The organism is Cyanobium sp. PCC 7001, assembly GCF_000155635.1.
Classification (GTDB): domain Bacteria; phylum Cyanobacteriota; class Cyanobacteriia; order PCC-6307; family Cyanobiaceae; genus NIES-981.
In genome coordinates, this window is sequence record NZ_DS990556.1 from 2,177,497 (window position 1) to 2,201,457 (window position 23,961).

Here is a 23,961-nt window from a genome sequence, read left to right on the forward strand (position 1 = left end):
TCTGGGGCGCCTGTGTCGGATTCGGCTGTGGTGGTTGCAATCCCGGCCCGGCTGGCCTCATCCCGCCTGCCCGGAAAGGTGCTGGCCGACATCGGCGGCCGGCCGATGCTCCAGCATGTGGTGGACCGCTGCCGCCTGGCCAGGGGGGTGGACGCCCTGGTGGTGTGCACCGACAGTCCTGTGGTGGAGCGGGCAGCAGAGGCCTGGGGCGTTAAGGCCCTGCTCACCCCTCAGCACTGCAGCAGCGGCAGCGAGCGGCTGGCGGCCGTGATCCCGGCCTTGCTGGCGGCCGGTGGCGGAGCCGCCGAGCACACGCTGGTGATCAACGTGCAGGCCGATCAACCCCTGCTCGATCCGGCGATCATCGAGGGCATGGTGGCGCGTTTCTCTGCCCTGGGGCGTCCTGAGGTGATCACGCCGGTGTATCCCCTTGCCGCCACCAAGCTGCACGATCCCAACGTGGTGAAAGTGCTCCGCGCCGCCGATGGCCGGGCGATCACGTTCTCCCGCAGCGCCCTGCCCCACGTGCGGGACCTGACTCCTGAGCGGTGGGCAGAGCGCACCACCTACTGGGGCCATGTGGGCCTCTACGGCTATCGGGGTGATGTGCTCGCCGGGTGGAATGCCCTGCCCCCTTCCAGCCTCGAGGATCTGGAGAAGCTGGAGCAGCTGCGGCTGATCGAAGCGGCCATCCCCATCCACACCTTCGAGGTGGACCAGGACTGCCTCTCGGTCGACACCGCCGAGCAGCTGGAGCAGGCCCGGGCCCTGCTGGTCGGCCAGGCATGAAGGGCCGGGGTTCAGCTCGGCGGCCCTAGCAGCCCTGAGCTCAGCCGTTGCCCTCCCGCCAGCCGCTCCTGTGCAGCTCCTTCAGGGCTCCGCGACACTGCAGCAGGGCCTCCGCAAGTTCCCGCACGGCGCCGTGGCCCCCGGGGCTGCGCAGCACCCAGTCGGCGCGGCGGCGCAGGGCGCTGGCGGCATCCGCCGGGGCCACCAGCAGGGCCGTGGCCGGCCGCACCGCCAGGTCGTTGAGGTCGTCACCGATGAAGGCGGTGCAGGCGGCTGAGGCCCCCACCTCGGCCTGAAGCTCCTGCAGGCCCGCCAGCTTGTCGCCCACCCCCGCCCGGCAGTGCTGGATGTGGAGGTGGCGGGCCCGCTGCTCGATCGCGCCGCTGCGGCCGCCGCTGAGCAGGGCCACCTCGATGCCGGCGCGCTGCAGCATGCGGATCGCCAGGCCGTCGCGCACGTTGAAGCGCTTCACCACCTGGCCGGCCTGGTCGTAGTGGAGGCCGCCATCGGTGAGCACCCCATCCACATCGCACACCAGCAGCTGCACCGCCGCCAGCTTCCGGCCGGCGGCCAGCCGCTGCAGCCGGGAGCGCAGCGCGGGAAAGGGGGCAGGCATGGTGCTCGCTCCCGCTCCGCTCAGAGGGTGCTGACGGCCAGGCCGTCCTGCACCACGGCCCGCAGCTCCATCAGCTGGCGCAGCAGGGCCTCCAGCCGGTGCAGGGGCACCATGTTGGGCCCGTCGCTGAGGGCCTGGGGGGGATCGGGGTGCACCTCCATGAACAGCCCGTCGGCCCCCACCGCCACCGCACCCCGGGCCAGCGGTGCCACGAACTCCCGCTGGCCGCCCGAGGTGGTGCCCTGCCCGCCCGGCTGCTGCACTGCATGGGTGGCATCGAAGATCACGGGGCAGCCCAGCGCCTGCATCTGGGGCAGGCCGCGGAAATCCACCACCAGGGTGTTGTAGCCAAAGCTGGAGCCCCGCTCGGTGAGCCACAGCCGGCCGCTCTCGGCCTCCAGGCCGCTTTCGCGCAGCTTGTTCACCACCTGGGCCATGTCCCAGGGGGCCAGGAACTGGCCCTTCTTCACGTTCACCACCTTGTCGGTGCCGGCCACCGCCCGGGCGGCGGCCTCCAGCAGGTCGGTCTGGCGGCAGAGGAAGGCCGGGATCTGGAGCACGTCCACCGCCTCGGCGGCCATGGCCGCCTGGTGGCTCTCATGGATGTCGGTGAGCACCGGGATCCCCAGCTGCTCGCGCACCTCCTGCAGGATGCGGAGACCCTCCTCGGGGCCGGGGCCGCGGAACGACTTTCCGGAGCTGCGGTTGGCCTTGTCGAAGCTGGCCTTGAACACGTAGGTGATGCCCAGCTCCTGGCAGAGCCCGCTCACCTGTTCGGCCACCTGCAGCACCAGATCGCGGCTCTCGATCACGCAGGGTCCGGCGATCAGGCGGAAGGTCATCGGAACGGGGCGAGGGGAATCAGGGTTGGGAAACGGGTCGTCAGCTCGGGGACGCCACCGAGGCGCTGAAGCCGGCCTGCACCAGATCATGCAGGCGCAGCAGCCCCTCCAGCCGGCGGGGGTCGTCCGGCGACACCACCGGCATCACCGAAATCGCCTGGCGCCGGTTGCGTTCCATTAGCTCCAGGGCCTCGGCTGCCAGCACATCGGGAGTCACGGTGATCGGGTCGGTGGTGGCCATCTCGGCGGCGGTGATCCGGTCCCAGTCGCCCGGCCCGTGACGCTGCAGGGTGCGGCGCAGGTCGCCATCGGTGATCAGCCCGGCCAGCTGGGAGGGGTCGCTGCCGTGCACCCAGCTGGCACCGAGGCTGCCGCGCCCCGGGCTGCCCTGGGTGAGGTGGGCGATCACCACCGGCAGGCGGGCCTCCGGGTGGAGCGGTTCGATCTCGCCGGCCGGCACCATCAAATCGCCCACGGTGAGGGTGAGGCGGCGGCCGAGGGAGCCGGCCGGGTGGTTGATGGCGAAGTCCACCGGCGAGATGCCGGCCCGCTCCATCCACACCGCGGCCAGGGCATCGCCGATCGCCATCGCCACCGCCGTGCTGGCGGTGGGGGCCAGGTTGAGCGGGCACACCTCCCGGTCCACGGCGGCGTCGAGCACCAGGTCGCAGCCGCGGGCCAGGCTCGACTCCACCCGGCCCACCAGGGCGATGCGGCTGGTGCCACGCCGCTTCAGGTGGGGAAGGATGGCGAGCAGTTCCTCCGTTTCGCCGCTGTTGGAGAGCAGCAGCGTCACGTCATCGGCGGCCACGATGCCGAGGTCGCCGTGCAGGGCGTCCACCGGGTTGAGGAACACCGCCGTGAGTCCGATCGAGGAGAAGGTGGCGGCGATCTTGCGGGCCACGATGCCGCTCTTGCCCACGCCGGTTACCACCAGCTTGGCGCGGCGCTGCCGGCAGCTCTCCAGCAGCTCCAGGGTGGCCTCCACCTGCTGGGAATCGAGGCGCTCGGCAGCTGCGGCGATGGCGGAGGCCTCCTCCTGCAGGCAGCGGGTGAGGGCGGACAAAGGCAGCACCGGGAGTGGCGTCATTCTTCCAGCACCTGCCCCACCGCAGCGGCAGCGGGGAAGCCGGCCCGGCGCAGGGTCTCCAGGGCCGCAGCGGCGGCTGGGCCCGGAACGGCGGCCAGCAGGGGCCCGCAGGTCTGGGGGTCGATCAGCAGGCCCAGCAGCGGGCTTGTCGCTGCGCCTTGCAGCCGGATCGGGCCCTGCAGCAGCTCCAGGGCAGTGGCGTTGGCGGGAGCCAGGCTGCTGGCATGGCCTGCCTCCAGCAGCTCCAGAGCGCCGGGGAGGGCGGGAATGGCCGCTGCATCGAGCTCGACCCTGAGGCCCGCCGGGCTGGCCGCCACCATCTCGCCCAGGTGGCCCAGCAGGCCGAAGCCCGTCACGTCGGTGCAGGCCGTGCAGCCGTGGCGCCGCAGCAGGGACACCAGGGACGCCTGGCTCTGCTGCATCTGGCTGAGGGCCTGATCGATCCAGAGGGGTTCGGCCGCCGCGGCCATGGCCGCGGCGAACAGGACGCCCGTGCCCAGGGGGCGGCTCAGCAGCAGGGCGTCCCCCGGCCGCAGCGGGCCCTTGGGCCAGTGCTGCGGCCGCTCCACACTGCCGTTCACGCTCAGGGTCACCACCAGTCCGCCCCCATCGCGGGCCTCCAGCGTGTGACCCCCCAGCAGTGGGGCGCCGTGGGCCTCGAGCACCGAGCGGATGCCGGCCAGGGTCTGGTGCAGCACCTCCTGCTGCAGCGATGCCGCCGCCTCGGGCACGGTCACCACCGCCAGGGCGCTGTGCAGCCTGGCGCCACTGGCCCACAGGTCGCTGCAGGCATGCAGGGCGGTGAGGCGGCCGTTGAGCCAGGGATCCTCCACCAGGGCAGGAAAGCCATCCACGCTCTGCAGCAGCACGGTGCCGTCGGCCATGGGTCCCACCGCGGCGGCGTCCTCGGCGCCGGGGCTCTGGCCGCTGGCGTGCAGCGCGGCCAAGAGCGGACCGGCGGGCAGCTTGGCGGCGCAGCCACGGCAGGCCATCGCCCCGCTGGTCGCCCCGCCCCCTGGCTCGGCGGGCCGGTTGGGTGGGGCCATGGCCCTGCCGGGCTGGAAGCGCTGCATGAACTGGCGATCGATGCGGTCCTTCCAGCGCCACAGCCAGCGGCTGGGCCCCACGGCCAGGGGCCCCCACAGGGCGATGGCCCCAGGCGGGGCCGGAGTGGCGCCGCCTCCGCCGGTGCCCCCATCCCCGAGCAGCTGCAGGGCCCAGCGCTGGGGCCGCCAATGGCGCAGCCGGCGTGGCAACCGGGCCGGACCGGCCTCCAGGCAGCGCTCCAGGTTCACCGCGAGGGTGGGGGCGGCCCGCACCGCCCAGACGCCGGACGGGGGGCGTGGGGCCGCGGCGATCACGCCGCAGTCGCCGCAGACGAACAGGCGGGGATGCCCCTGCACCTGCAGGCTTGCGGCGCTGAGCACGCGTCCGTGTGGGTCGGTGGGCAGGCCGGCAGCCCCCAGCCAGGCGGGGGCGCGGCTGCCGGTGCAGGTCAGATCGGTCCGCTCGGTGCTGCCGGCGCCCCGCCGCACCTCCACCCTGGCGGCCTCGAGCAGCGAGTCCCCGAGGCGGTTGGCAGCGGGAGAGCCCAGATCCAGTTGCTGCCCCCGCAGCAGCAGACGCACCGGCAACGCGCGCCGGCGCAGGGCCAGGGCCAGTTCCACGCCGGCTGCACCTCCCCCGCGGATCCGCACGGGTGCATCGCGGGGGGGCACGCCACCGAGCTGGTCCGCCCAGGCCAGGAACGGTTCCAGCGGTTTCACGGCCAGCGGCTCCGGCTGTCCGGCCGGCTGCTCCGGAACGGCGGTGACGGATCCCACATCCAGGCTCAGCCAGTCCCAGCGCAGGGCCGGTCTGCCTTCCAGCAGCAGTGATTGCTCGCCGGGATCGAGCCCCACGATCTCCGCTTGGATGAAGGCCACCCCGGCACGCCGGCACAGCTGGCGCAGATCGATGGCTGCCTCGTGGTGGGCGTACAGCCCGGCCACCAGCCCCGGCACCATGCCGGAATAGAGGGCCGTGCTGTGGCGGCTCACCAGGCTCACCTCCCCGGGTCGGGGACGACGCCCCCGCCCCATCGCCCAGCGGTTCAGCAGCAGGGCGTGGGTGTGGCCCCCACCGGCCAGCACGAGATGGCCTGCGGGCCCATGGTTCTGCATGGCGGGGCGGAAGGCCGTGACCGGCTGCCTAGAAGGGCAGAGGCATGAAGGCCTTGGCGGCCAGCGGCAGCAGGAACTGGATGGCGCCCATGGCGCCTCCCACCACCGCCGAGCCGATGCCGCTGCCACCGCCCTGGGGGTCGTCGGGAGAGGCACTCACCTGCACGGCGGCCTCGCGCAGCTGGGCGGCCTGGGCCTCCTCACCGCCGGCGGCGTAGAGGCTGGCGGCGTAGTCGAAGTCGGTGGCGGCCAGCTGGGTCTTGCCCTGCTCGCTGCGGGTGAGGCCCCGGGCCACCCAGCTCACCGCCGCGGAGGGCTCGCGGCGGATGGCCGAACTGAAGTAGGCCTCGGCTTCGGGAAAGCGCCCCTGCTGGGCAGCCTGGACGCCGGCGTTGTGGAGTTCCCCGAAGCTGAGCTGTTCATGGTCCACGCCGCGAGCCCCCTGCCAGTGGGCCCGCGACAGAGCGCCGGGATCCAGCAGGGCGCCGGCCAGATCGGCCTGGCGCAGGTCGGTGCCTTCCAGCCTGGCGCCCCGCAGATCGGCGCCGCGCAGGGAAGCGCCCTGCAGGGTGGTGAAGCTGAGATCGGCGCCGCTGAGCCGGGCTCCGTCCAGCCGGGCCTGGCCCAGGTTGGCCCGCTGCAGCCGGGCCTGGCGCAGATCCACGTCCTCCAGCTTGGCGTGCACCAGATCGGCGCCGGCGAGATCGCAGCGGGGGCACTGGCGCTGCTCCATCAGCCGCAGCAGATCCTCGTAGCTGGTGGCCCCAGCGGGCAGGCACGCCAGGCCGCCTCCCAGGAGGAGGCCGCTGGCGGCGGCCAGCAGCCGATGGGGTTTCCACAACCGGAAGTGCGTCATGGCGTGGACCTACCTGGCTGCCTTATAGCGCTCCTGGAGGAGCGGTTCAGCTGGCGAAGGGCCAGCTTCCACAGCTGCCTGGCCCGCTCCGCCCCCCTGCCGTTCGGGGGCAGTGGGGCGAAGCGCAGCAGGGTGTGCTGCTCGGCCAGGGTCCCAAGCAAGTCGCTCAGGTGTGGTGCCCGCTCGGCCGCCCTGGTGCACAGATCGCCCAGGTCCTCGCCGGGCCGCGGGGTGATCCCATGACGGCGCAGCACCCGCAGCAACGCCTCCAGATCGCGGCTGAGCCAGTCCTGGCGGGCGGTCGGGGCGGAGCTGCGCCGCAGCACTGCCACGCCGAGGGCCAGGGCCGCCGCCAGCGCCAGCAGCACCACCACCCCGAGCCAGGCGCGCTGATCGCCGAACAGGCGTTGGAGCAGCGCTTCCTGGCCGGCCTGATCGAAGCCCAGCCACCAGCGGCTCCAGGCCACGTCCAGGCCCCACCACTGGCGCTGCAGCCACAGCAGCAGGTTCAGCTGCGCCCTGGCCCGGGCCCCCGCCTCCGCCGGTGTGGCCTCGCTGCCCGGGCTCCCCCCCGCCCAGCTGGTGGGGTCCACCCGTTGCCAGCCGGTCCCCGGCAGCCACACCTCACTCCAGGCATGGGCGTCGCTCTGGCGCACCTCCAGGAACGGGGTGCCGCCCAGGGGCACCACCCATTCGCCTCCCAGGTAGCCCGTCACCACCCGGGCGGGTACCCCGGCGGCGCGCATCAGGGCCGTGAAGGCGCTGGCGTAGTGCCCGCAGAAACCGGTGCGGGTGTCGAACAGGAAGGTGTCCAGCCCGTCGCGCTCCGGCAGCGGGCCGGGGCGGGTGTCGTAGCGGAAGCCGTTGGTCAGAAACCAGCCGCGGGCAGCCTCCAGCCGCTGGCTGGGCTGCGGCAGCGCGGCCCAGCCCCGGGCCAGTTCCCGAAGCCGGGGATCCCCGGCCCTGGGCAGGAGCAGGTCGTTGACGCTGGGCGGGCGGATGGGCCAGGCGGGCTCCCCCGGGCCTGGGCCGAGCTGGTAGGCCCGGGTTTCGCCGGCTGGCCTGCTCTCCAGCAGTTCGCCACGGGCATCGCTGCGCAGCTGCGCAGCGACGGGGAAGCTGCGGCCATCCCACGGCACCGCCTGAAATCGGCTGGGCTCCACCAGCCACAGCTGCTCCGCCCGGTCCGCCCGGGGGCTGGCGGGAAGGTCGCGGAAGGCCTGCTCCTCCCGCTCCCAGCGGCGGCCATCGAACTTCGGGTGCACCAGCACCCGCCAGTAGCGCTCCCCCTCAGGCGGGGGACGGTCATCCGCGAAGGCCACCCGGGCGGCCGGAGCGTCGTCCGTCGCCAGCTCGGCAATGGTGCCGGGATCCAGGGCGCCGCTCAGTCCCGTGCTGGCGCGGGGGCCATTCCGCCCGTCGGCCTGGCCGAAGGGCCCCAGGCGCGGCAGCAGCAGGAACAGCACCAGGGCGAAGGGCAGGCTGGCCGCCAGCACCCGCAGACTGCGGCGCAGCAGCAGGGACCAGGGCACCTGCAGGCCAGCCTCCAGGCCGAGCAGGCCGGCCAGGACCAGCAGCGTGGTCAGCAGCTGCAGCAGGCTGGGCAACAGCCCGGGCTGCTGGGCCGCCAGCAACCCGCAGGCGATCAGCTGCACCAGGGCCACCAGGCGGCGACTGGGCCGGCTGCGGGCCTCCCAGAGCTTCAGGGCCCCCGCCGCCACAAGGGCGAGGGTGAACCAGCTCAGCAGCCAGCCGAGGTCCAGGCCGATGCAGCCCACGGCCAGGCTGGCCTGGGCGCACCACTGCAGGCGTCGGGACGGAAGGCGGCTCATGGGGCCAGGGCCAGGGCCTCGAGGCAGCGGTCCCGGTGCTGGCGGCCCTGGCCCGGGGCGATGCGCAGGTGGGGCAGCACCAGGCCGTAGGTCTCGCCCCGCTGGCTGCAACGGCAGATGCGCTCGCTGAGGTGCTCCAGCGCCCGCTCCTTGCCCACCCCGGCCGCCGGCGCCAGCTGCAGCGGATCGCGGCCGGGGTCATGGAACACCTTGCTGAGGCGGCCGCGGCCCTGGGCCAGGGCCTTCCACGCCAGGCGCGCCTGCCCGTCCTCGGCCCGGTGGGGGCGGAGGTCGTGCCAGGCGGCGCTGCCTTCGGGGCCGCCCTCGGCGGTGACGGCGGCCTGCTGGGCCTCTCCAGGGTTGCCCCCCGCCAAAGCCACGGGCCCCGGCAGGCGGCCGGGGTAGACGAGCTGGCGCGCCGGCGGATCCCAGCGGGTCCAGCAGATGAACAGCCCCAGCGGTGCCGTGCTGCTGAGCACCAGACGGCCCGGCCTGTGGGCTCCCCGCTGCAAGGGCGTCCAGAACAGCTCCAGGCAGGAGCTGCCTGCCGGGATGCGCTGGGGCTCGGCCACCGGCAGGGTGTGGACGGCGGTCCCGGGGCCGCCCAGCCACTGCAGCGTGATCCCCTCGCGGGGCAGGCTGCTGCGGGTCTGGATCGGGTAGCGCAGCACCCCGCCGACGAATCCCGGCGCCGGCGTGCCGCAGCGCAGGTCCAGGCCCTGCAGGTTGAACTGGGTGAGCAGCAGGGCCAGCAGGAGCAGCGCCAGCATCAGGTAGCTGAGCAGCAGCGGCCCGTTGCGGAGGGTCTGGATGCCCACGGCGTAGAGGAGCACCGCTCCGCAGAGCCACAGCCAGCCGAAGCGGGTGGGAAGGATGTAGAGGTTGCGCAATCCCAGCAGCAGGTGATCGCCCTGCTGGGCCCTACCGAAGCGCATCCACCTGCTCCATCAACCGTTCGCTCAGGCCGCCGGCACTGCTGGGCTCGAGCCGATGTTCCGCCACGGAGGGAAAGACGGCCTGCACATCGGCCGGCGTCACGAAGGGGCGCCCCTCCAGCAGCGACCAGGCCCGTGCCGCCGCCACCAGGCCCTGGGAGGCCCGGGGGGAGAGGGGGGCACCAGGCTGATCAGCGCGGCGGCTGAGCGCCACCAGGTCGAGCACGTAGTCGAGCAGGGCGGGTGAACAGTGCTGCCGGCTGCAGCGCTGTTGCAGCGCCGGCAGGCTCACCGGCGCCTGGGCATCCAGGAAGGCATCCAGCCGCAGGGCCTCGCCGGCGAGCAGGGCGCGCTCCGCGGCCCGCTCGGGGAAGCCGAGCGAGAGGCGCATCAGGAACCGGTCGAGCTGGGACTCGGGCAGGGGCGCGGTGCCGATCTGGTCGAGGCCGTTCTGGGTGGCGATCACCACGAAGGGGCGGGACAGATCGTGGCTGGTGCCGTCGATGCTCACGCGGCCGGCGGCCATGGCCTCCAGCAGGGCGCTCTGGGTGCGGGGGCTGGCGCGGTTGATCTCGTCGGCCAGCAGCACCTGGGTGAACAGGGGCCCGCTCTGGAACCGGAAGGTGCCCGAGCCCGGATCGAGCACGTTGATGCCGGTGAGGTCAGCGGGCAGCAGGTCGCTGGTGAAGCTCACCCGCTTGAAGGCCAGCCCGAAGCCGCGGGCCAGGGCCTCGGCCAGGGTGGTCTTGCCGGTGCCCGGCAGGTCTTCAAGCAGCAGATGGCCGCGGGCCAGCAGGCCCGCCACGGCCAGGCGCACCTGGTGCTCCTTGCCGAGCAGCACCCTGCCGATGGAGGCGATCAGGCCGGCCAGAGCCCCTTCAGCCTCCAGCTGCTCCGGCGGGGTTGGCATCGGGGTTTCTGCGGGCACCGGGATTCTGGCGGTGTTCAGCTCGATCCCACGCCTAGGGTTCGCCCATGGTGTGGGTGGATGCGGCCGGGCGTCACGAAGGTGCTGAGCGTCACGGGGGCAATCTGGCGGCAGCGGCGGCGCGTCTCGGCCGCTCTCCCCGCCGCCTCCTCGATGCCAGTGCCTCGCTGGTGCCCTTCGGGCCCCCCTGGGCCCTGCGGCGGGCCCTGCTGCGGGCGGTGTTCACGCCGGCGCTGCGCTCCTATCCGGATCGGGGCTGGGCCGACCTGCGCCGGTGTCTGGCCCGCTTCCACGGCCTCGAGCCCAGCCATGTGCTCCCTGGCAACGGGGCCGCCGAGCTGTTCACCTGGGCGGCACGGGATGCCGCGGCCACAGGGGTGAGCCTGCTGCCGGAGCCGGGCTTTGCCGACTACGCCCGGGCCCTCGCCTGCTGGGATGCCGCCCATCGGCCCCTCCCCCTGCCCCTGCAGTGGGGTCCGGACCTCCCCCAGCCCTTTCCGGCTTCGCTCACGCCTCCGGCCCAGGTGCTGTGGCTCTGCAACCCCCACAACCCCACGGGTCAGCTCTGGAGCCGGGCTTCGCTGGAGCCGCTGCTGGAGCGTTTCGCTCTGGTGGTGTGCGATGAGGCCTTCCTGCCGCTGGTGCCCGGCGGTGAGACCCAGTCGCTGGTGCCGCTGGTGCCCCGCCATCCCAACCTGGTGGTGATCCGCAGCCTCACCAAGCTGCTGGCCTGTGCGGGGCTGCGCCTCGGTTACGCCCTGGGCGAGGCCGAGCGGCTGCGGCGCTGGGCGGCCTGGCGCGATCCCTGGCCGGTGAACGGGCTGGCCCTGGCGGCGGCGGAGCAGCTGCTGGCCGATCGGGCAGGGCTGGAGCGCTGGAGCCGGCGGGTGCAGGCCTGGGTGGCCCGGGAGCAGCCCTGGCTGCGGCAGCAGCTGGCGCGCTGGCCCCAGCTCAGCCCCATGCCGTCGGCGGCGAACTTCCTGCTGGTGCGCGGGGAAGCCAGCCTGGTGCCCCTGCGGGAAGCCCTGGAGCGGCGTCACGGCATCCTGGTGCGGGACTGCCGCTCGTTCGTGGGTCTGGGAGAGCTCTGGTTGCGGATCGGGCTGCAGCACCGCGGCGGCCATCGCCGGCTGCTGAGCGCCCTCGCCCGGGAGTTGCCTCCCGGTGGCTGAGCGGCTGCCGGCCTGGCTCGAGACCCTGGCCTCGTCCCCCGGCCGTGCAGCGCAGGCCCGGTCACTGGCCGGCGGACGCAACAACCAGGGTGTGGTGCTGCACCATCTGCCCGAGGGAGGCGAGGGCATTCCTGCGCAGGTGATCGAAAAGCGCAGCCGCCATCGTGGCGAGGCCAGGTTGTACCGACGGCTGCTCCGCTGGCAGCGGCGGCACCCCGAACCCGCTCTCCTGCCGCGGGTGTACGGCGTGCTCGGCGATCGCGCCGGAGGGTGGCGGCTGTTTCAGGCCTACGTGCCCGAGGCCACGTGCCCTCCGGGGGATCCCCACCGGGCCGGGCGGCTGCTGGCGGATCTGGCCTTCCGGTTCCACCGCACCATGGCCGCGGTGCATCCCGGGCCTCCACCGCAGATCGCCCCGCTGTTGCAGCGCCAGAGGCGGCACCTGGACCCGGCCGCGGATGTCGAGGGCCTGGACTCCGCTGCCGTCACGGCCCTGGTGGAGCGGCTGGCTCTGCGACTGGCGGATCAACTCCCGGTGCTGGCCCACAACGATCTGCACTGGACCAACATCCGGCAACCGGGCGGCGGCTCGGAGGGCCGCCATCAGCTGATCGATCTGGGGCGGGTCGGCTGGAATCTTCCCGGCGCCGAGTTCCACTGGGCCCTGCGCCAGTCGCTGCTGGGCGGGGGCAGCGGTCCTCCGGTCTGGCAGCACGCCGTGGATCACTACGCCGCCCTGAGCGGTGCCGACCCGCTGGCCCTGCGCCTGAGCTGCCTGTGGTTCGCCCTCGTGCACTCGGCCGGACTCTGGCGGCAGGTGCGGCACCAGGACCCTTCAGGGCTGCCGTGGCGGCGGGAGGTGCGGTTGCTGCGACGCCTGCGGAGCCGGCTCAGCGCCGCCCTCGAGCTCGCTCCCTTGCTCCCTCCGCCAGCTGCCTGAGCAGGTCCGCCAGCTGGCGATCCGCGTCGGGCACCGCCAGCCGCGCCATGCCCGCCCCCATGGCCACCAGCGGATCCGCCTCGGGTGGTGCCTGCCGCAGGCGCGGACCCAGCAGCCGCCACACCGTGCGGGCCAGGGTGGGGGAGTCGGGCGGATGCTGCTCCACGATCACGGCGGCCCCGACGCTCGCCGCCGCCTGGGCGTTGGCATCCTGGTGCCGATCCGCGGCGGCGGGATAGGGAACCAGAATCGCCGGAGTTCCGCAGGCGGCCAGTTCACTCAGGGCTCCGGCCCCGGAGCGGCTGATCGCCAGGGCCGCCGACTGCAGCAGCGCCGGCATCGCATCGCTGAACGGCCGCTCCACCACACCGGCCGGCAGGGCGCCACCCGCCTCCGGATCGTTGTGGCCGGTGAGGTGCACCACGCGGATCCCCGCCTTGCTGAACGCTCCCAGCAGGGGCCGCACCATGCGGTTGAGGCCCAGGGCTCCCTGGCTTCCGCCCATCACCAGCAGCAGGGGGCCCTCACCCGGCGGCAGCCAGTCGGGAGGCGGGGCTTCGGTGAGGAACTCCGGACGGACCGGCGTGCCGGTCACCAGGGCGGAGCGCCGCGGCAGCCGATCGAGGGCCTGGGGCAGCCCCACCGCCAGGTGGGTGCAGAACCGGCCCAGCAGCCGGGTGACCCGGCCCGGGATGGCGTTGCTGTCGTGCAGCACCACCGGCACGCCGCACCAGCGGGCCGCCAGGATCGAAGGCGCGGCAATGTAGCCGCCGCTGCTGAACACCACATCGATGCGCTCGCGGCGGATCAGCCGCCGCACGCTGCCGATGGCCTGCACCAGATGCAGCAGGTTGATCAGCTTGCGCAGGCCCCTGCCCTGCCATCCCCCCGCCCGCACCGTGTGGAGGGGATAGCGGCTCGGCACCAGCTCCCGCTCCAGGCGATCCGGCACCCCTAGCCAGCGCACGTCCCAGTCCGGCGGCAGCGCTTCGGCCACCGCGAGGGCGGGGAAGAGGTGCCCACCCGTGCCACTGGCGGCGATCAGGAGCCTGGGCATGGCCGATGCCGCAATCGGTGCCTAACTTAAAAGCCACTCCTGCCCCCGCATGCTCTTGTCCAGGCCCCTGCCCAGGGTTTTCCGCCCCGCCCGGCGCGGTGGAGGCCGGCTCGTGCTGGCATGCCTGCTCTCCGCCGCGGCCATGGCACCGGTGCTGTCCATCAGCGGCGCCGGGGTCCTGCCCGTCCAGGCCGCCGAGCCCAGCAGCAGCCAGCTGCGGAGCCTGGAGGCGGCCCTGAACGGTCAGGGGGATCTGGCGTCCATCCTCACCCAGGGACCCGGTCTCGATCCGGCCCTGGTGATGCAGCGCCGCACCACCCTGCTGCAACGCTTCCCCGACGCCCGCTGGCAGCTGTCCCCGGGCGAGCCCCTGCGTGACGGGCGCAGCACCGTGAACCTGCAGGTGACCGGCACCCGGCAGGAAGGCCCCACCACCTACCGGCTGCAGGCCGAGCAGCAGCTCGCCCTGGAGAGTGACGGCCGCCGCATCACCGCGCAGAGCGTGATCCGGGAGCAGTCGGTGCTGCGCAGCGGCAAGGCCGAGCTGCCCGTGAGCCTGCTCATCCCCGACGCGGTGCTCACCGGCCAGCGCTACGACGTGGACGTGATCTTCGACAACCCGCTGGATGGGGCCATCGCTGCCGGAGGCATCGTGGCCCTCAGCGGCGATCAGTTGGCCTCGCTGGACAACCCGGAGCTGCAGCTCGGAGCCCTGGGAGGCGGCGGCCTGTTCAAGACCGTTCAGGCCCCCTTTGCCCCGGGCGAGCAGACCTGGGCGGTGCTGCTGGTGCACCCCGAAGGCATCGTGAGCGCCACCAAGCGGGTGCGCGTGGTGGCGGACAGGGCCCAGCTCAAGCTCTGAACCAGCGCGCCAGCGCCGACACGTCCTCATCGCCATGTCCGGCGGCGATCAGGCTGTCTTCCAGGGCGGCCACCTCGGAGGTGATCGGCAGGCTCAGCTGCACGGCCTCGGCTGACTGAAGCGCGATGGCCAGATCCTTGCGGTGCAGCGCCAGCCGGAAGCCGAGCGGGTAGCGGTTCTCCAGCATCTGGACGGCGCGATGCTCCAGCGCCCACGACCCGGCGGCTCCGGCCTTGAGGGCCTCGACGACCCGGTCCATGGGCAGCCCCAGGCGGCTGCCGAGGGCCATCGCCTCCGCCACGGCCGCGTAACTGCCCGCCACCAGCACCTGGTTCACGGCCTTCGCTTCCTGTCCGGACCCCACGGGGCCCAGGTGGGTGATCGTGCCGCCCACCACCTCGAGATGGGCACGCGCCCGCGCCACGCAGGACGGGTCTCCGCCCACCAGTACCGAGAGGCTGCCGCGGCGGGCGCCTTCCGTGCCCCCGGTCACCGGGGCATCGATGTAGTCGAGTCCCCGGCCTTGCAGGGCCGCGGCCAGGTGGCGGCTGGTGGCCGGAGCGATCGTGGAGAAATCCACCACCAGGCCACCCCTGGGCAGGGCGTCGATCACGCTGCCCTCCACCACCTCCCGCACGGCCGCGTCGTCGCTGAGGCAGAGGCACACCACCTCGGCGTCGGCCACGGTGCTGGCCGGATCGGAACTCACGGCCGGCAGCGCCGCACCGGGGCCCGAATCGCTGCCGGCATGGGCCGCCACGGCGTGGCCACGGCCGGGAGTGCGGTTGTAGAGGCGGAGGGGGAAGCCGGAGCGGAGCAGATTGGCCGCCATCGGCGCTCCCAGTGCCCCGAGGCCCAGAAAGGCCGTGCGGGGCAGGGTGCGGCGAGGCAGTGGGGCGCTGACGGGCTCCGAGCCGGTTTGAGGCTGGGACTCAGGCCTCATCCAGCGCGGCCACACCGGGCAGCACCTTGCCCTCCAGCAGCTCCAGGCTGGCGCCGCCGCCGGTGGAGATGTGGCTCATCTTCTCGGCCACGCCCACCTTCTCCACGGCGGCCACGGAGTCACCGCCGCCGATGATCGTGCAGCAGCCCTTGGCGCTGAGATCGGCGAGGGTGTGGGCGATGCCGTTGGTGCCGGCGGCGAACTTGTCGAACTCGAACACGCCCATGGGGCCGTTCCAGATCACGGTCTGGCAATCGGCCAGGGCCGCCTGGAAGGCCTTGACGGAGTCGGGACCGATGTCGAGGCCCATCCAGCCCTCGGGGATCACATTGACCGAGGTGGTCAGGGTCTTGGCGTCGGGGGCGAAATTGTCGGCCAGCACCACATCGGTGGGCAGCAGCAGTTCCACACCCTTGGCCTTGGCCTTGGCCTCCAGTTCCCGGGCCAGGTCCAGCTTGTCCTCCTCCACCAGGCTCTTGCCCACCGCCAGGCCACGGGCCTTGTAGAAGGTGAAGATCATGCCGCCGCCGATCAGCACCTTGTCGCACTTGTCGATCAGGGCCTCGAGCACACCGATCTTGGAGCTCACCTTCGAGCCGCCCACGATCGCCGCCAGGGGGCGCTTGGGCTCATCGACGGCGCCCTGCAGGTACTGCAGCTCCTTCTCCATCAGGTAGCCGGCCACGCTGGGGCTGAGGGCCTTGGTGACGCCCTCGGTGGAGGCGTGGGCGCGGTGGGCGGCGCCGAAAGCGTCGTTCACGTAGACATCAGCAAGGGCGGCCAGCTTGGCGGCGAACGCGGGGTCGTTCTTCTCCTCCTCGGCGAAGAAGCGCACGTTCTCCAGCAGCACCACGTCGCCGTCGGCCATGGCGGCCACCTTGGCCTCGGCGTCGGGCCCGATGCAGCTGTCGGTCTTCACCACGGGCTTGCCCAGCAGCTCGCCCAGACGCGCGGCCACGGGCGTGAGGCGCATCCCTTCGTTCACCTGGCCCTTGGGCCGGCCGAAGTGGGCCGCCAGGATCACGCGGGCCCCCTTGTCCACCAGGTCGTTGATGGTGGGCAGGGCGGCGCGGATGCGGGTGTCGTCCGTGATGGCGCCGGCCTCATCCAGCGGTACGTTGAAGTCGACCCGCACCAGCACGCGCTTGCCGCGCAGTTCGTCGGCGGAAAGGCTGGCCAGGGATCGCTTCGCCATGGAGTGCGCTCGTGGTAGTGGATAAACGGGCGGGAGCTTAGCTCCCTGGGTTCTCTACCACTGGCCGGCCCCGGCTGCTCCCCGGCAGAGCTGGCCACCGGCAGCGCCGCGATCCAGACTGCAACCCCAGGGGACACCGACCCATGTTCGACACCGTTCTCTTTCCGATCGATCGCAGCCGCCAGGCCCTCGACACCGCCGCGGTGGCGCTGCAGCTGGTGCAGCAGCACGGCAGCCGCCTGGTGCTGCTCTCGGTGGTGGAAACGGGCGACGATCCGGCCGCCGTGGCCCAGCTGCTGGAGGAGGCCAGGGGCAGCTTCGAGCAGGCCGGCGTGAGCTGCCAGGTGATCGAGCGGGAAGGCAAGCCGGCCTTCGTGATCGGGGATGTGGCCGATGAGATCAACGCCGATGTGATCGTGATGGGCACCCGCGGCATCGCCATCGAGAGCGATCAGCAGAGCACGGCGGCGCGGGTGATCCAGCTGGCGCCCTGTCCGGTGCTGGTGGTGCCCTGATGCCGCCATCCACCGCCGGTGGCTCCTCTGCCGCGGATGCCAGCACCCAGACGATCCAGCTCAGCGTCAACGCCCCGGCCATTCAGTGGTATCCGGGCCACATCGCCAAGGCCGAGAAGGCGCTCAACGCCGCCCTCGCCAAGGTGGATCTGGTGATCGAAGTGCGCGATGCCCGCATCCCCCTGGCCACGGGCCATCCCCGCCTGCAGCGCTGGATCGGCAGCAAGCCCCACCTGCTCGCCCTCAACCGGGTGGACATGATTCCCCGTGAGGCGCGGGAGGCCTGGAGCGCCTGGTTCAAACACCAGGGTCAGGTGGTGTGGTGGTGCGATGCCAAGGCCGGCACCGGCGTGAAGCAGCTGCAGCAGGCCGCGATCCGGGCCGGCGCCGCCCTCAACCGGCGCCGGGTGGACCGGGGCATGCGACCCCGGCCGGTGCGGGCGTTGATGCTCGGATTTCCCAATGTGGGCAAGTCGGCCCTGATCAACCGGCTGGTGCGCCAGAAGGTGGTGGACAGTGCCCGCCGGGCCGGCGTGACCCGCAGCCTGCGCTGGGTGCGTCTGGGCCAGGACCTCGATCTGCTCGATGCCCCCGGGGTGCTGCCGCCCCGCCTCGATGACCAGCAGGCGGCACTGCGGCTGGCCCTCTGCGATGACATCGGCCAGGCCGCCTACGACAACGAAGCGGCGGCCGTGGCCTTCCTTCAGCTGCTCGTGCTGCTGCAGGCCGTGCCGGCGGCGGGGGTGCCGGAGAATCTGCTCGAGTGCCGCTACGGACTGCCTCTGGAGCCGCTGCCGAATGGCGCACCGGATGCGGAGGGGTGGCTGCGCGCCGCCGCCGAGCGCCACACGAGCGGCGACAAGCTGCGCATGGCCACCAAACTGCTGGACGATTTCCGCTGCTCCCGGCTCGGCGGGCTGGCCCTGGAGCTGCCCCAGCTGCCTGTTCCCACGGGGTCCGGGGCAGCCTGATGGGGGGATTCGGCGAGGGTGAGGGGGAGCTGCTGCAGCTCACGTATCCCAAGCCGCTGCCGATGCGCCTGGACCGCTGGCTGGTGGCCCAGCGGCCGGAGCAGAGCCGGGCCCGGATCCAGAAGTTCATCGAGGCTGGCTACGTGCGGGTGAATGGCGTCACGGGCCGCGCCAAGACGCCCCTGCGCCACGGCGATCGGGTGGAGGTGTGGATGCCGCCGCCGGAGCCGCTGCCCTATCTGGTGGCCCAGGCGATGCCCCTCGATGTGCTCTACGAGGACGCCCACCTGATCGTGCTCAACAAGCCGGCGGGGCTCACGGTGCATCCGGCTCCCGGCAACAAGGACGGCACGCTGGTGAACGGTCTGCTGCACCACTGTCCCGACCTGCCCGGGATCGGCGGCGAGCTGCGCCCGGGCATCGTGCACCGGCTCGACAAGGACACCACCGGCTGCATCGTGGTGGCCAAGAGCCAGGAGGCGCTGGTGAACCTGCAGGTGCAGATTCAGAAGCGCATCGCCTCCCGCGACTACCTCGGGGTGGTGCATGGCCAGCCCGCCGCCGATCACGGCACGGTGATCGGCGCCATCGGCCGCCATCCAGCCGATCGCAAGAAGTACGCCGTGGTGAGCGACGCCAGCGGCCGCCATGCCTGCACCCACTGGCAGGTGCAGGAGCGGCTGGGCGATTACGCCCTGCTGCGCTTCAAGCTCGACACGGGCCGCACCCACCAGATCCGGGTGCACAGTGCCCACATGGGCCACCCGATCGTGGGCGACCCGGTGTACTCACGCTGCCGTCGCCTGCCGCTGGCTCTTCCCGGCCAGGCTCTGCACGCGGTGCGGCTCGGCCTCGATCACCCGATCACCCGGGAGCGCCTCGTGCTCGAGGCTCCCCTGCCGGCGGTGTTCGAACAACTGCTGGAGCGCCTGCGCAGCAGGCTGGCGAAAGCCGGGTCCTAGATGTGGCCCACGACCATGTCGTCGTAGTGGGCGATGAAGGCGCCCGCAGCCGGTTCGTTGCGCTTGTAGATGCCGAACTTGAAGCGGTAGTAGGGCGTGGGTCCGCGGTTCGGGATCGGCTGCACATTGCCCGTGCCCGCCTTGCCGCGCCAGTTGGCCAGTGGCTGGCCGTCGGCGGTCACGGTCATGGTGCTGTTCTGGCCTGGCCTGAAGACGAAGCGCATCTGGAAGCTGTGCCATTGGCCCGGGGTGAACTCGAAATTCGCCACCTTGTTCAGGCTGCGTCCCCCTCCGGGACTCACCGTTTTGGTGATGAAATCCACCTTGTGGGATTCTTCTCGGCGCATGCGGATGCCGGCGAAGGGATTCTTGCCACCCAGTTGCCAGAGCTGCATCAGGTAGAAGGAGTTGTTGGAGATGGCACTTCCCTCGGGAATGCGAAGCCTGAAATCGGCCTGCAGCACCTTGCGGGCTTTGAAGTAGCCCTTCTGGGTCAGCTCAGCGCGGTCCTTGGGGCCAGATCCCTGGCCAGCCACGGAAAAGCTGAGGAAGCGATTGCCTGCTTCTTCCCCGATGCTCACCGGACTGAAGGCGCCTTGGTATTTCCCGAGCAGATCCCCTGAACCCGGCTCCACGTAGTTGCCACCGCTGCCCAGTCGGGCGCTGGGCCCGCCACTGATCCTGCGAAAGGTGGGGTTGTAATCGAGGATGCTGCCTTCCCCCGTCACCCGGATCGTGCCGGCCTTGGGGACCCGAATCCTTCGAGCCGCCTTCCACGTGCGAAATTTGCGACCGCTCTTCCTGCGTCCCATGGTCTTGGTCTGAGATTGAGAGGCTTGCCGGCGCTTCGAACTGCTCCTGAAGAGCAATGTTCGGGTGTGCGCAAGAAAAACCGCGTTCCCGAGTTTTACCTGCGCTCAACCTTGGCGCAACGTTGTGATGGTCAGTTTCTCCGCCTTCATCCTGCAGGCCGGTTTCCAGCAGGTGGACGGTTGTTGTTGTGGAACTGAGGGCTCGATTCGTCCGCGCAGGATTCACTCAGGCAGCCTCGGGCAGGCCTCCACCAGGGCGCGGGTGATCGGCGCCTGGGGGTGGCGCAGCAACGCCCGGCCCGGTCCCTCCTCGACCACCTTGCCCCCCTCCAGCACGATCACCCGGTGGCAGAAGCCGCCGGCCACGGCGAGGTCGTGGGTCACGAACAGCATCCCCAGCCCGAAGCGTTCCTGCATCTGACGCAGCAGGGCCAGCACATCCGCCTGCACCTCCGCGTCCAGCATGCTGACGCTCTCGTCGCAGAGCAGGAGCTGCGGCTCCAGGATCAGGGCGCGGGCGATCGCCACCCGCTGCTGCTGGCCTCCGGAGAGCTGGCGGGGCAGGCGCTGCATGAACACCTCCGGCGGCGTGAGTCCCACGGCCTCGAGCAGGGCACGGGCCCGCTGGCGCGCCTCGCCCCGGCCGGCCAGGCCATGGATCCGGAGCGGATCGGCCACGGCTTCGCCCACCCGCATCTGGGGGTTGAGACAGGCCAGCGGATCCTGGAACACCATCTGGACACCGCGCCGCGCCTGCCGCAGCTCCCGGCCATGCAGCTGCTGCAGGTCACGCCCATTCAGCCACACGGCGCCGCCCCGCACCGGGGTCAGCCCCATCAGGGCGCGGCAGAGAGTGCTCTTGCCGCAGCCCGAGGCCCCCACGATCCCCACCGTCTCGCCGCGGTTCACCTGCAGGCTCACCCCGTCCACGGCCTTCAGAAAGCGGGGCTGCCAGGGAAGCGACGGCAGCGGATGCCAGCAGCGCAGGGCCTCGATCACGAGCAGGGGCTCCTGCTGCCGCGGCGGCGGTCCGCCGCTGGCCTCCCGTTCCCTGGCACGGGCCACCAGCCGCTGGGCCAGGGCTGAGGTCGGCGCGAGCAGCAGCTGGCGTGCCGGGGCCTGCTCGATCAGCCGGCCCTGATCCAGCACGGCGATCCGCTCGCACCAGCGCCCGGCCATGGCCAGGTCATGGCTGATCAGCAGCAGGGCACTGCCCGCTTCCCTGCACAGGGCACTGAGTTCGGCCATCACCTGGCCCGCCACCGCCACATCCAGGCTGGTGGTGGGCTCATCGGCGATCACCAGGGGTGGCCGCAGCGCCATCGCCAGGGCGATGGCCAGCCGCTGGCGCATGCCACCGCTGAATTCATGGGGGTAGCTGCCGAACCGCTCGGCCGTGATCCCCACCCGCTGCAGCAGGTCCACGGCCCGTTCCCGCAGCTGGCTCCGGCGCCAGCGGGGACGATGGGCCTGCAGGGTGTCGGTGAGGTGGTCTCCCACCGTCAGCAGGGGATTGAGCCGGGTCATGGGGTCCTGGAACACCAGCCCCACCGCTTCTCCGCGCAGCCGGCGCAGGGCCGCACGGCTCAGGCTCCGCGGATCGGACCCGCCCAGCAGCAGGCCTCCGCCGCACACGCTCCCCACCGGCAGCAGTTGCAGCACGGCCCTGGCCACGGTGCTCTTGCCGCATCCCGACGGCCCCACCAGCGCCAGCGTTTCTCCCGGTCTGAGCTCCAGGTCGAGTCCGTCGAGGATGGGGCGCTCGGCCTGGGGATAGCGGACCACGAGGTCCGTGAGGCGCAGCACGGGGTCAGTCATGGCGGCCAGCTTGGGTCCGCAGGCGCCGACACCGACCCCTCTGTGGCCGCGCCTGCATACGATTGGACAACTCCGCAGGAATGCATGCTCCGCGCGGTCTCCGATCTGAACCCATCGCTGCAGGATCCCCAACTGCAGGGTGCCGCTGCCGGCCGCCCCCTGGCCAGCCCTGGCCAGGGCCGTGCCGCGATGACCGCAGCGCTGGACTCGGAGCCGCTGGCAGAACCGGTGTGCGAACCGCTGGGTGACCCGGATCGGTCGCTGCCGGTGCCTCCTGCTGCCTCTGGGTCTTCGATCGCCCGGCGGCCGATCCACACCCCCGCCGACTACGGCGTGCCGCTGCCCGAGTGGTTGCAGCGCTGCATCGAGCATGTCCCCCCGGGCGCCGGCGAGAGCTGCCCCACCGACGCCGAGGCCCTGCTGGCCTCGGCGTTTGACTTTGCCTACCAGCTGCATGAGGGCCAGTACCGGGCCAGCGGCGAGCCCTACATCGTGCATCCGGTGGCGGTGGCCGACCTGCTGCGGGACATCGGCGCCAGCGCCAGCGTGATCGCGGCCGGCTTCCTCCACGACGTGGTGGAGGACACCGAGGTGACACCCGACGAGCTCGAACAGCACTTCGGCGCCGAGGTGCGCGCTCTGGTGGAGGGCGTGACCAAGCTCGGCGGCATCCACTTCACCAACAAGACGGAAGCCCAGGCGGAGAACCTGCGGCGGATGTTCCTGGCCATGGCCAGCGACATCCGCGTGGTGCTGGTGAAACTGGCCGACCGGCTCCACAACATGCGCACGCTGGCGGCGCTCAAGCCCGAGAAGCAGCTGCGCATCGCCCGCGAGACCCGCGAGATCTACGCCCCCCTGGCGAACCGGCTCGGCATCGGCCGCCTGAAGTGGGAACTGGAGGACCTGGCCTTCAAGATCCTCGAGCCGGAGGCCTACCGCGACGTGCAGCAGCAGGTGGCCACCAAGCGCTGCGAGCGCGAGGAGCGGTTGGGGGTCACCGTGCAGCTGCTGCGGGAGCGGCTGGCGGCGGTGGGTCTGAGTGCCTGTGAGGTGAGCGGCCGGCCCAAGCACCTCTACGGCATCTGGAGCAAGATGCAGCGCCAGCAGAAGGCCTTCCACGAGATCTACGACGTGGCGGCCCTGCGGATCATCTGCCCCAGCCTCGATGGCTGCTATCGCTCTCTGGCGGTGGTGCACGACACCTTCCGCCCGATTCCGGGCCGCTTCAAGGACTACATCGGCCTGCCCAAGCCCAACGGCTACCAGTCGTTGCACACGGCGGTGATCGGCCGCCATCGCCCGATCGAGGTGCAGATCCGCACGCCTGAGATGCACCAGGTGGCGGAATACGGCATCGCCGCCCACTGGAAATACAAGGAGGGGGGATCCCCGGCGGCGGTCGGCAACGACGCCGAACGGTTCAACTGGCTGCGCCAGCTGGTGGACTGGCAGAAGGACGGCGGCTCCCAGGACAGCAACGACTACCTCGCCTCGATCAAGGAGGACCTCTTCGACGAGGAGGTGTTCGTGTTCACCCCCAACGGCGATGTGGTGGGTCTGCGCAAGGGCTCCACGGCGGTGGATTTCGCCTATCGCATCCACTCGGAGGTGGGCAACCACTGCCAGGGCGTGCGCATCAACGACCGGCTCTGCCCCCTGGCCACGCCGCTCCAGAACGGCGACTTCGTGCAGATCATCACCGCCAAGACTGCCCACCCGAGCCTCGACTGGCTCAACTTCGTGGCCACCCCCACGGCCCGCAACCGGATCCGTTCCTGGTACAAGAAGAGCCACCGCGAGGCCAACATCCAGCGGGGCACCGAGATGCTCGAGCGGGAGCTGGGCCGCGACGGATTCGACGCCCTCCTCAACGGCGAAGCCATGGCCAAGGTGGCCCGCCGCTGCAACCTGGTCGGCACCGACGACCTGCTGGCCTCCCTGGGCTTCGGCGGGGTCACCCTGCATCAGGTGCTGAACCGCCTCCGCGAGGAACTGCGGCTGGCCAACAGCGCGGCGGCGCCGGTGCTCAGCAACGAGGAGCTGGCCCGCAACGTGTCGGCCCAGGGGGAGCAGAGCGGTGCCCCGGTGATTCCGGCAGGGCACGGTGCCGCCAGCGCCATCCTGGGTCTCGAGGGGCTCGACTACCGCCTCGGCGGCTGCTGCAGCCCCCTGCCGGGCGAGCCGATCCTGGCGGCGGTGGCGCTCGGCAACCACGGCATCACGATCCACCGGCAGGACTGCGCCAACGTGGAGCAGGTGCCCGCCGAACGCCGTCTGCCGGTGCGCTGGAACCCGGCCGCCGGCGCCCCGGAGAAACGCCGTTATCCGGTGCAGCTGCGCATCGAGGTGCTGGATCGGGTGGGGGTGCTGAAGGACATCCTCATGCGCCTCTCCGACCACCGCATCAATGTGAGCGATGCCCGCGTGCGCACCACCCCGGGCAAGCCGGCCCGGATCGACCTGCGGGTGGAACTCACCAGCGCCGGCCAGCTCACCAGCACCATCAACCAGATCCGCTCGATGGCGGATGTGCTCGACATCTGCCGCACCGGTATCGGCTAGGCCGGTTTGATCCCGCCGCCAGGGGCAGGAGGTGAGCATCTGCGCACAGCCACCTGGCGCGGGTGTCTGCCGCTACAGCCCGGCCGGAACGGCCTGCCT

Annotated in this window: 21 protein-coding genes; 8 read left to right on the top strand and 13 right to left on the bottom strand. The window is 71.9% G+C overall.

Going from position 1 to position 23,961, the window contains the following annotated elements; all coding sequences use genetic code 11:
- The first annotated feature begins 12 nt into the window (after nt 1-12).
- Nucleotides 13-789, top strand: coding sequence for a 3-deoxy-manno-octulosonate cytidylyltransferase (gene kdsB / locus CPCC7001_RS10690; RefSeq protein ID WP_006910903.1), 777 nt, complete (start codon nt 13-15; stop codon nt 787-789).
- A gap of 40 nt (nt 790-829) precedes the next feature.
- Here the strand turns inward: kdsB and CPCC7001_RS10695 are convergent, their stop codons facing one another.
- From CPCC7001_RS10695 to CPCC7001_RS10730, 8 genes are read right to left on the bottom strand one after another with little or no spacing between them, the layout of a single operon-like run.
- Nucleotides 830-1,405 carry an HAD family hydrolase gene (locus tag CPCC7001_RS10695; RefSeq protein WP_006909118.1) on the bottom strand — a complete coding sequence of 192 codons (576 nt, stop codon included), beginning with the start codon at nt 1,403-1,405 and terminating at the stop codon, nt 830-832.
- A 20-nt stretch (nt 1,406-1,425) separates the two neighbouring features.
- A complete protein-coding gene (gene kdsA / locus CPCC7001_RS10700) occupies nt 1,426-2,247 on the bottom strand; it encodes a 3-deoxy-8-phosphooctulonate synthase (RefSeq protein ID WP_006909121.1) in 822 nt (273 codons plus the stop codon).
- A 40-nt stretch (nt 2,248-2,287) separates the two neighbouring features.
- Nucleotides 2,288-3,337: an SIS domain-containing protein gene (locus CPCC7001_RS10705; protein WP_198006479.1), complete on the bottom strand. Its 1,050-nt coding sequence runs from the start codon at nt 3,335-3,337 to the stop codon at nt 2,288-2,290.
- Complete coding sequence (selD, locus tag CPCC7001_RS10710) at nt 3,334-5,499, bottom strand: selenide, water dikinase SelD (protein WP_006910579.1); 2,166 nt, start codon at nt 5,497-5,499, stop codon at nt 3,334-3,336. Before selD ends, CPCC7001_RS10705 begins: the two co-directional genes overlap by 4 nt.
- A gap of 28 nt (nt 5,500-5,527) precedes the next feature.
- Nucleotides 5,528-6,355, bottom strand: coding sequence for a pentapeptide repeat-containing protein (locus tag CPCC7001_RS10715; RefSeq protein ID WP_006911434.1), 828 nt, complete (start codon nt 6,353-6,355; stop codon nt 5,528-5,530).
- Nucleotides 6,352-8,187, bottom strand: coding sequence for a DUF3488 and DUF4129 domain-containing transglutaminase family protein (locus tag CPCC7001_RS14110; protein WP_006910154.1), 1,836 nt, complete (start codon nt 8,185-8,187; stop codon nt 6,352-6,354). Before CPCC7001_RS14110 ends, CPCC7001_RS10715 begins: the two co-directional genes overlap by 4 nt.
- Nucleotides 8,184-9,122 carry a hypothetical protein gene (locus CPCC7001_RS10725; RefSeq protein WP_006909142.1) on the bottom strand — a complete coding sequence of 313 codons (939 nt, stop codon included), beginning with the start codon at nt 9,120-9,122 and terminating at the stop codon, nt 8,184-8,186. Before CPCC7001_RS10725 ends, CPCC7001_RS14110 begins: the two co-directional genes overlap by 4 nt.
- On the bottom strand, nt 9,109-10,032 hold the full coding sequence (locus CPCC7001_RS10730) for a MoxR family ATPase (protein ID WP_006910600.1): 924 nt from the start codon (nt 10,030-10,032) through the stop codon (nt 9,109-9,111). Before CPCC7001_RS10730 ends, CPCC7001_RS10725 begins: the two co-directional genes overlap by 14 nt.
- A gap of 65 nt (nt 10,033-10,097) precedes the next feature.
- Between CPCC7001_RS10730 and CPCC7001_RS10735 the strand changes: the two genes are divergently transcribed.
- Nucleotides 10,098-11,222, top strand: a complete 1,125-nt coding sequence (locus CPCC7001_RS10735) for a histidinol-phosphate transaminase (RefSeq protein WP_006910788.1) — start codon at nt 10,098-10,100, stop codon at nt 11,220-11,222.
- Nucleotides 11,215-12,162, top strand: coding sequence for a phosphotransferase (locus CPCC7001_RS10740; RefSeq protein ID WP_006909108.1), 948 nt, complete (start codon nt 11,215-11,217; stop codon nt 12,160-12,162). Before CPCC7001_RS10735 ends, CPCC7001_RS10740 begins: the two co-directional genes overlap by 8 nt.
- Here CPCC7001_RS10740 and CPCC7001_RS10745 read toward each other — a convergent pair.
- The gene (locus tag CPCC7001_RS10745) at nt 12,113-13,219 is read right to left on the bottom strand and encodes a glycosyltransferase (protein ID WP_006910127.1); all 1,107 of its coding nucleotides are present in this window, start codon (nt 13,217-13,219) and stop codon (nt 12,113-12,115) included. The two genes, CPCC7001_RS10740 and CPCC7001_RS10745, sit on opposite strands and share 50 nt — an antisense overlap.
- 49 nt (nt 13,220-13,268) lie before the next feature.
- On the opposite strand from CPCC7001_RS10745, the gene CPCC7001_RS10750 reads away from it, so the two are divergent.
- Nucleotides 13,269-14,081: a hypothetical protein gene (locus CPCC7001_RS10750; protein WP_071778305.1), complete on the top strand. Its 813-nt coding sequence runs from the start codon at nt 13,269-13,271 to the stop codon at nt 14,079-14,081.
- On the opposite strand, the gene CPCC7001_RS10755 is transcribed toward CPCC7001_RS10750, so the two are convergent.
- Together CPCC7001_RS10755 and pgk are read right to left on the bottom strand one after the other, a co-directional pair.
- Nucleotides 14,071-15,024: an NAD(P)-dependent oxidoreductase gene (locus CPCC7001_RS10755; RefSeq protein WP_006909275.1), complete on the bottom strand. Its 954-nt coding sequence runs from the start codon at nt 15,022-15,024 to the stop codon at nt 14,071-14,073. The genes CPCC7001_RS10750 and CPCC7001_RS10755 overlap by 11 nt on opposite strands.
- Nucleotides 15,014-16,219 carry a phosphoglycerate kinase gene (gene pgk / locus CPCC7001_RS10760; protein ID WP_006911676.1) on the bottom strand — a complete coding sequence of 402 codons (1,206 nt, stop codon included), beginning with the start codon at nt 16,217-16,219 and terminating at the stop codon, nt 15,014-15,016. The genes CPCC7001_RS10755 and pgk overlap by 11 nt, the downstream gene beginning before the upstream one ends.
- A gap of 143 nt (nt 16,220-16,362) precedes the next feature.
- On the opposite strand from pgk, the gene CPCC7001_RS10765 reads away from it, so the two are divergent.
- Genes CPCC7001_RS10765 through CPCC7001_RS10775 form a run of 3 tightly spaced genes read left to right on the top strand, consistent with a single transcriptional unit; the run spans nt 16,363 to nt 18,667 of the window.
- Nucleotides 16,363-16,734, top strand: a complete 372-nt coding sequence (locus CPCC7001_RS10765) for a universal stress protein (RefSeq protein ID WP_006911790.1) — start codon at nt 16,363-16,365, stop codon at nt 16,732-16,734.
- Nucleotides 16,734-17,705, top strand: a complete 972-nt coding sequence (gene ylqF, locus CPCC7001_RS10770; protein WP_006909777.1) for a ribosome biogenesis GTPase YlqF — start codon at nt 16,734-16,736, stop codon at nt 17,703-17,705. Before CPCC7001_RS10765 ends, ylqF begins: the two co-directional genes overlap by 1 nt.
- Entirely contained in the window at nt 17,705-18,667 is a 963-nt protein-coding gene (locus CPCC7001_RS10775) for an RluA family pseudouridine synthase (protein ID WP_006909968.1), read from the top strand. The genes ylqF and CPCC7001_RS10775 overlap by 1 nt, the downstream gene beginning before the upstream one ends.
- Here CPCC7001_RS10775 and CPCC7001_RS10780 read toward each other — a convergent pair.
- Nucleotides 18,664-19,395, bottom strand: coding sequence for a heparin lyase I family protein (locus CPCC7001_RS10780; protein ID WP_006911694.1), 732 nt, complete (start codon nt 19,393-19,395; stop codon nt 18,664-18,666). The two genes, CPCC7001_RS10775 and CPCC7001_RS10780, sit on opposite strands and share 4 nt — an antisense overlap.
- Nucleotides 19,396-19,701: 306 nt before the next feature.
- Entirely contained in the window at nt 19,702-21,297 is a 1,596-nt protein-coding gene (gene nikE, locus CPCC7001_RS10785) for an ABC transporter ATP-binding protein (protein ID WP_043368974.1), read from the bottom strand.
- A gap of 84 nt (nt 21,298-21,381) precedes the next feature.
- Here nikE and CPCC7001_RS10790 point away from each other — a divergent pair, with 84 nt between their 5' ends.
- Nucleotides 21,382-23,862, top strand: coding sequence for a bifunctional (p)ppGpp synthetase/guanosine-3',5'-bis(diphosphate) 3'-pyrophosphohydrolase (locus tag CPCC7001_RS10790; protein WP_006911224.1), 2,481 nt, complete (start codon nt 21,382-21,384; stop codon nt 23,860-23,862).
- The last annotated feature ends 99 nt before the right edge of the window (nt 23,863-23,961 follow it).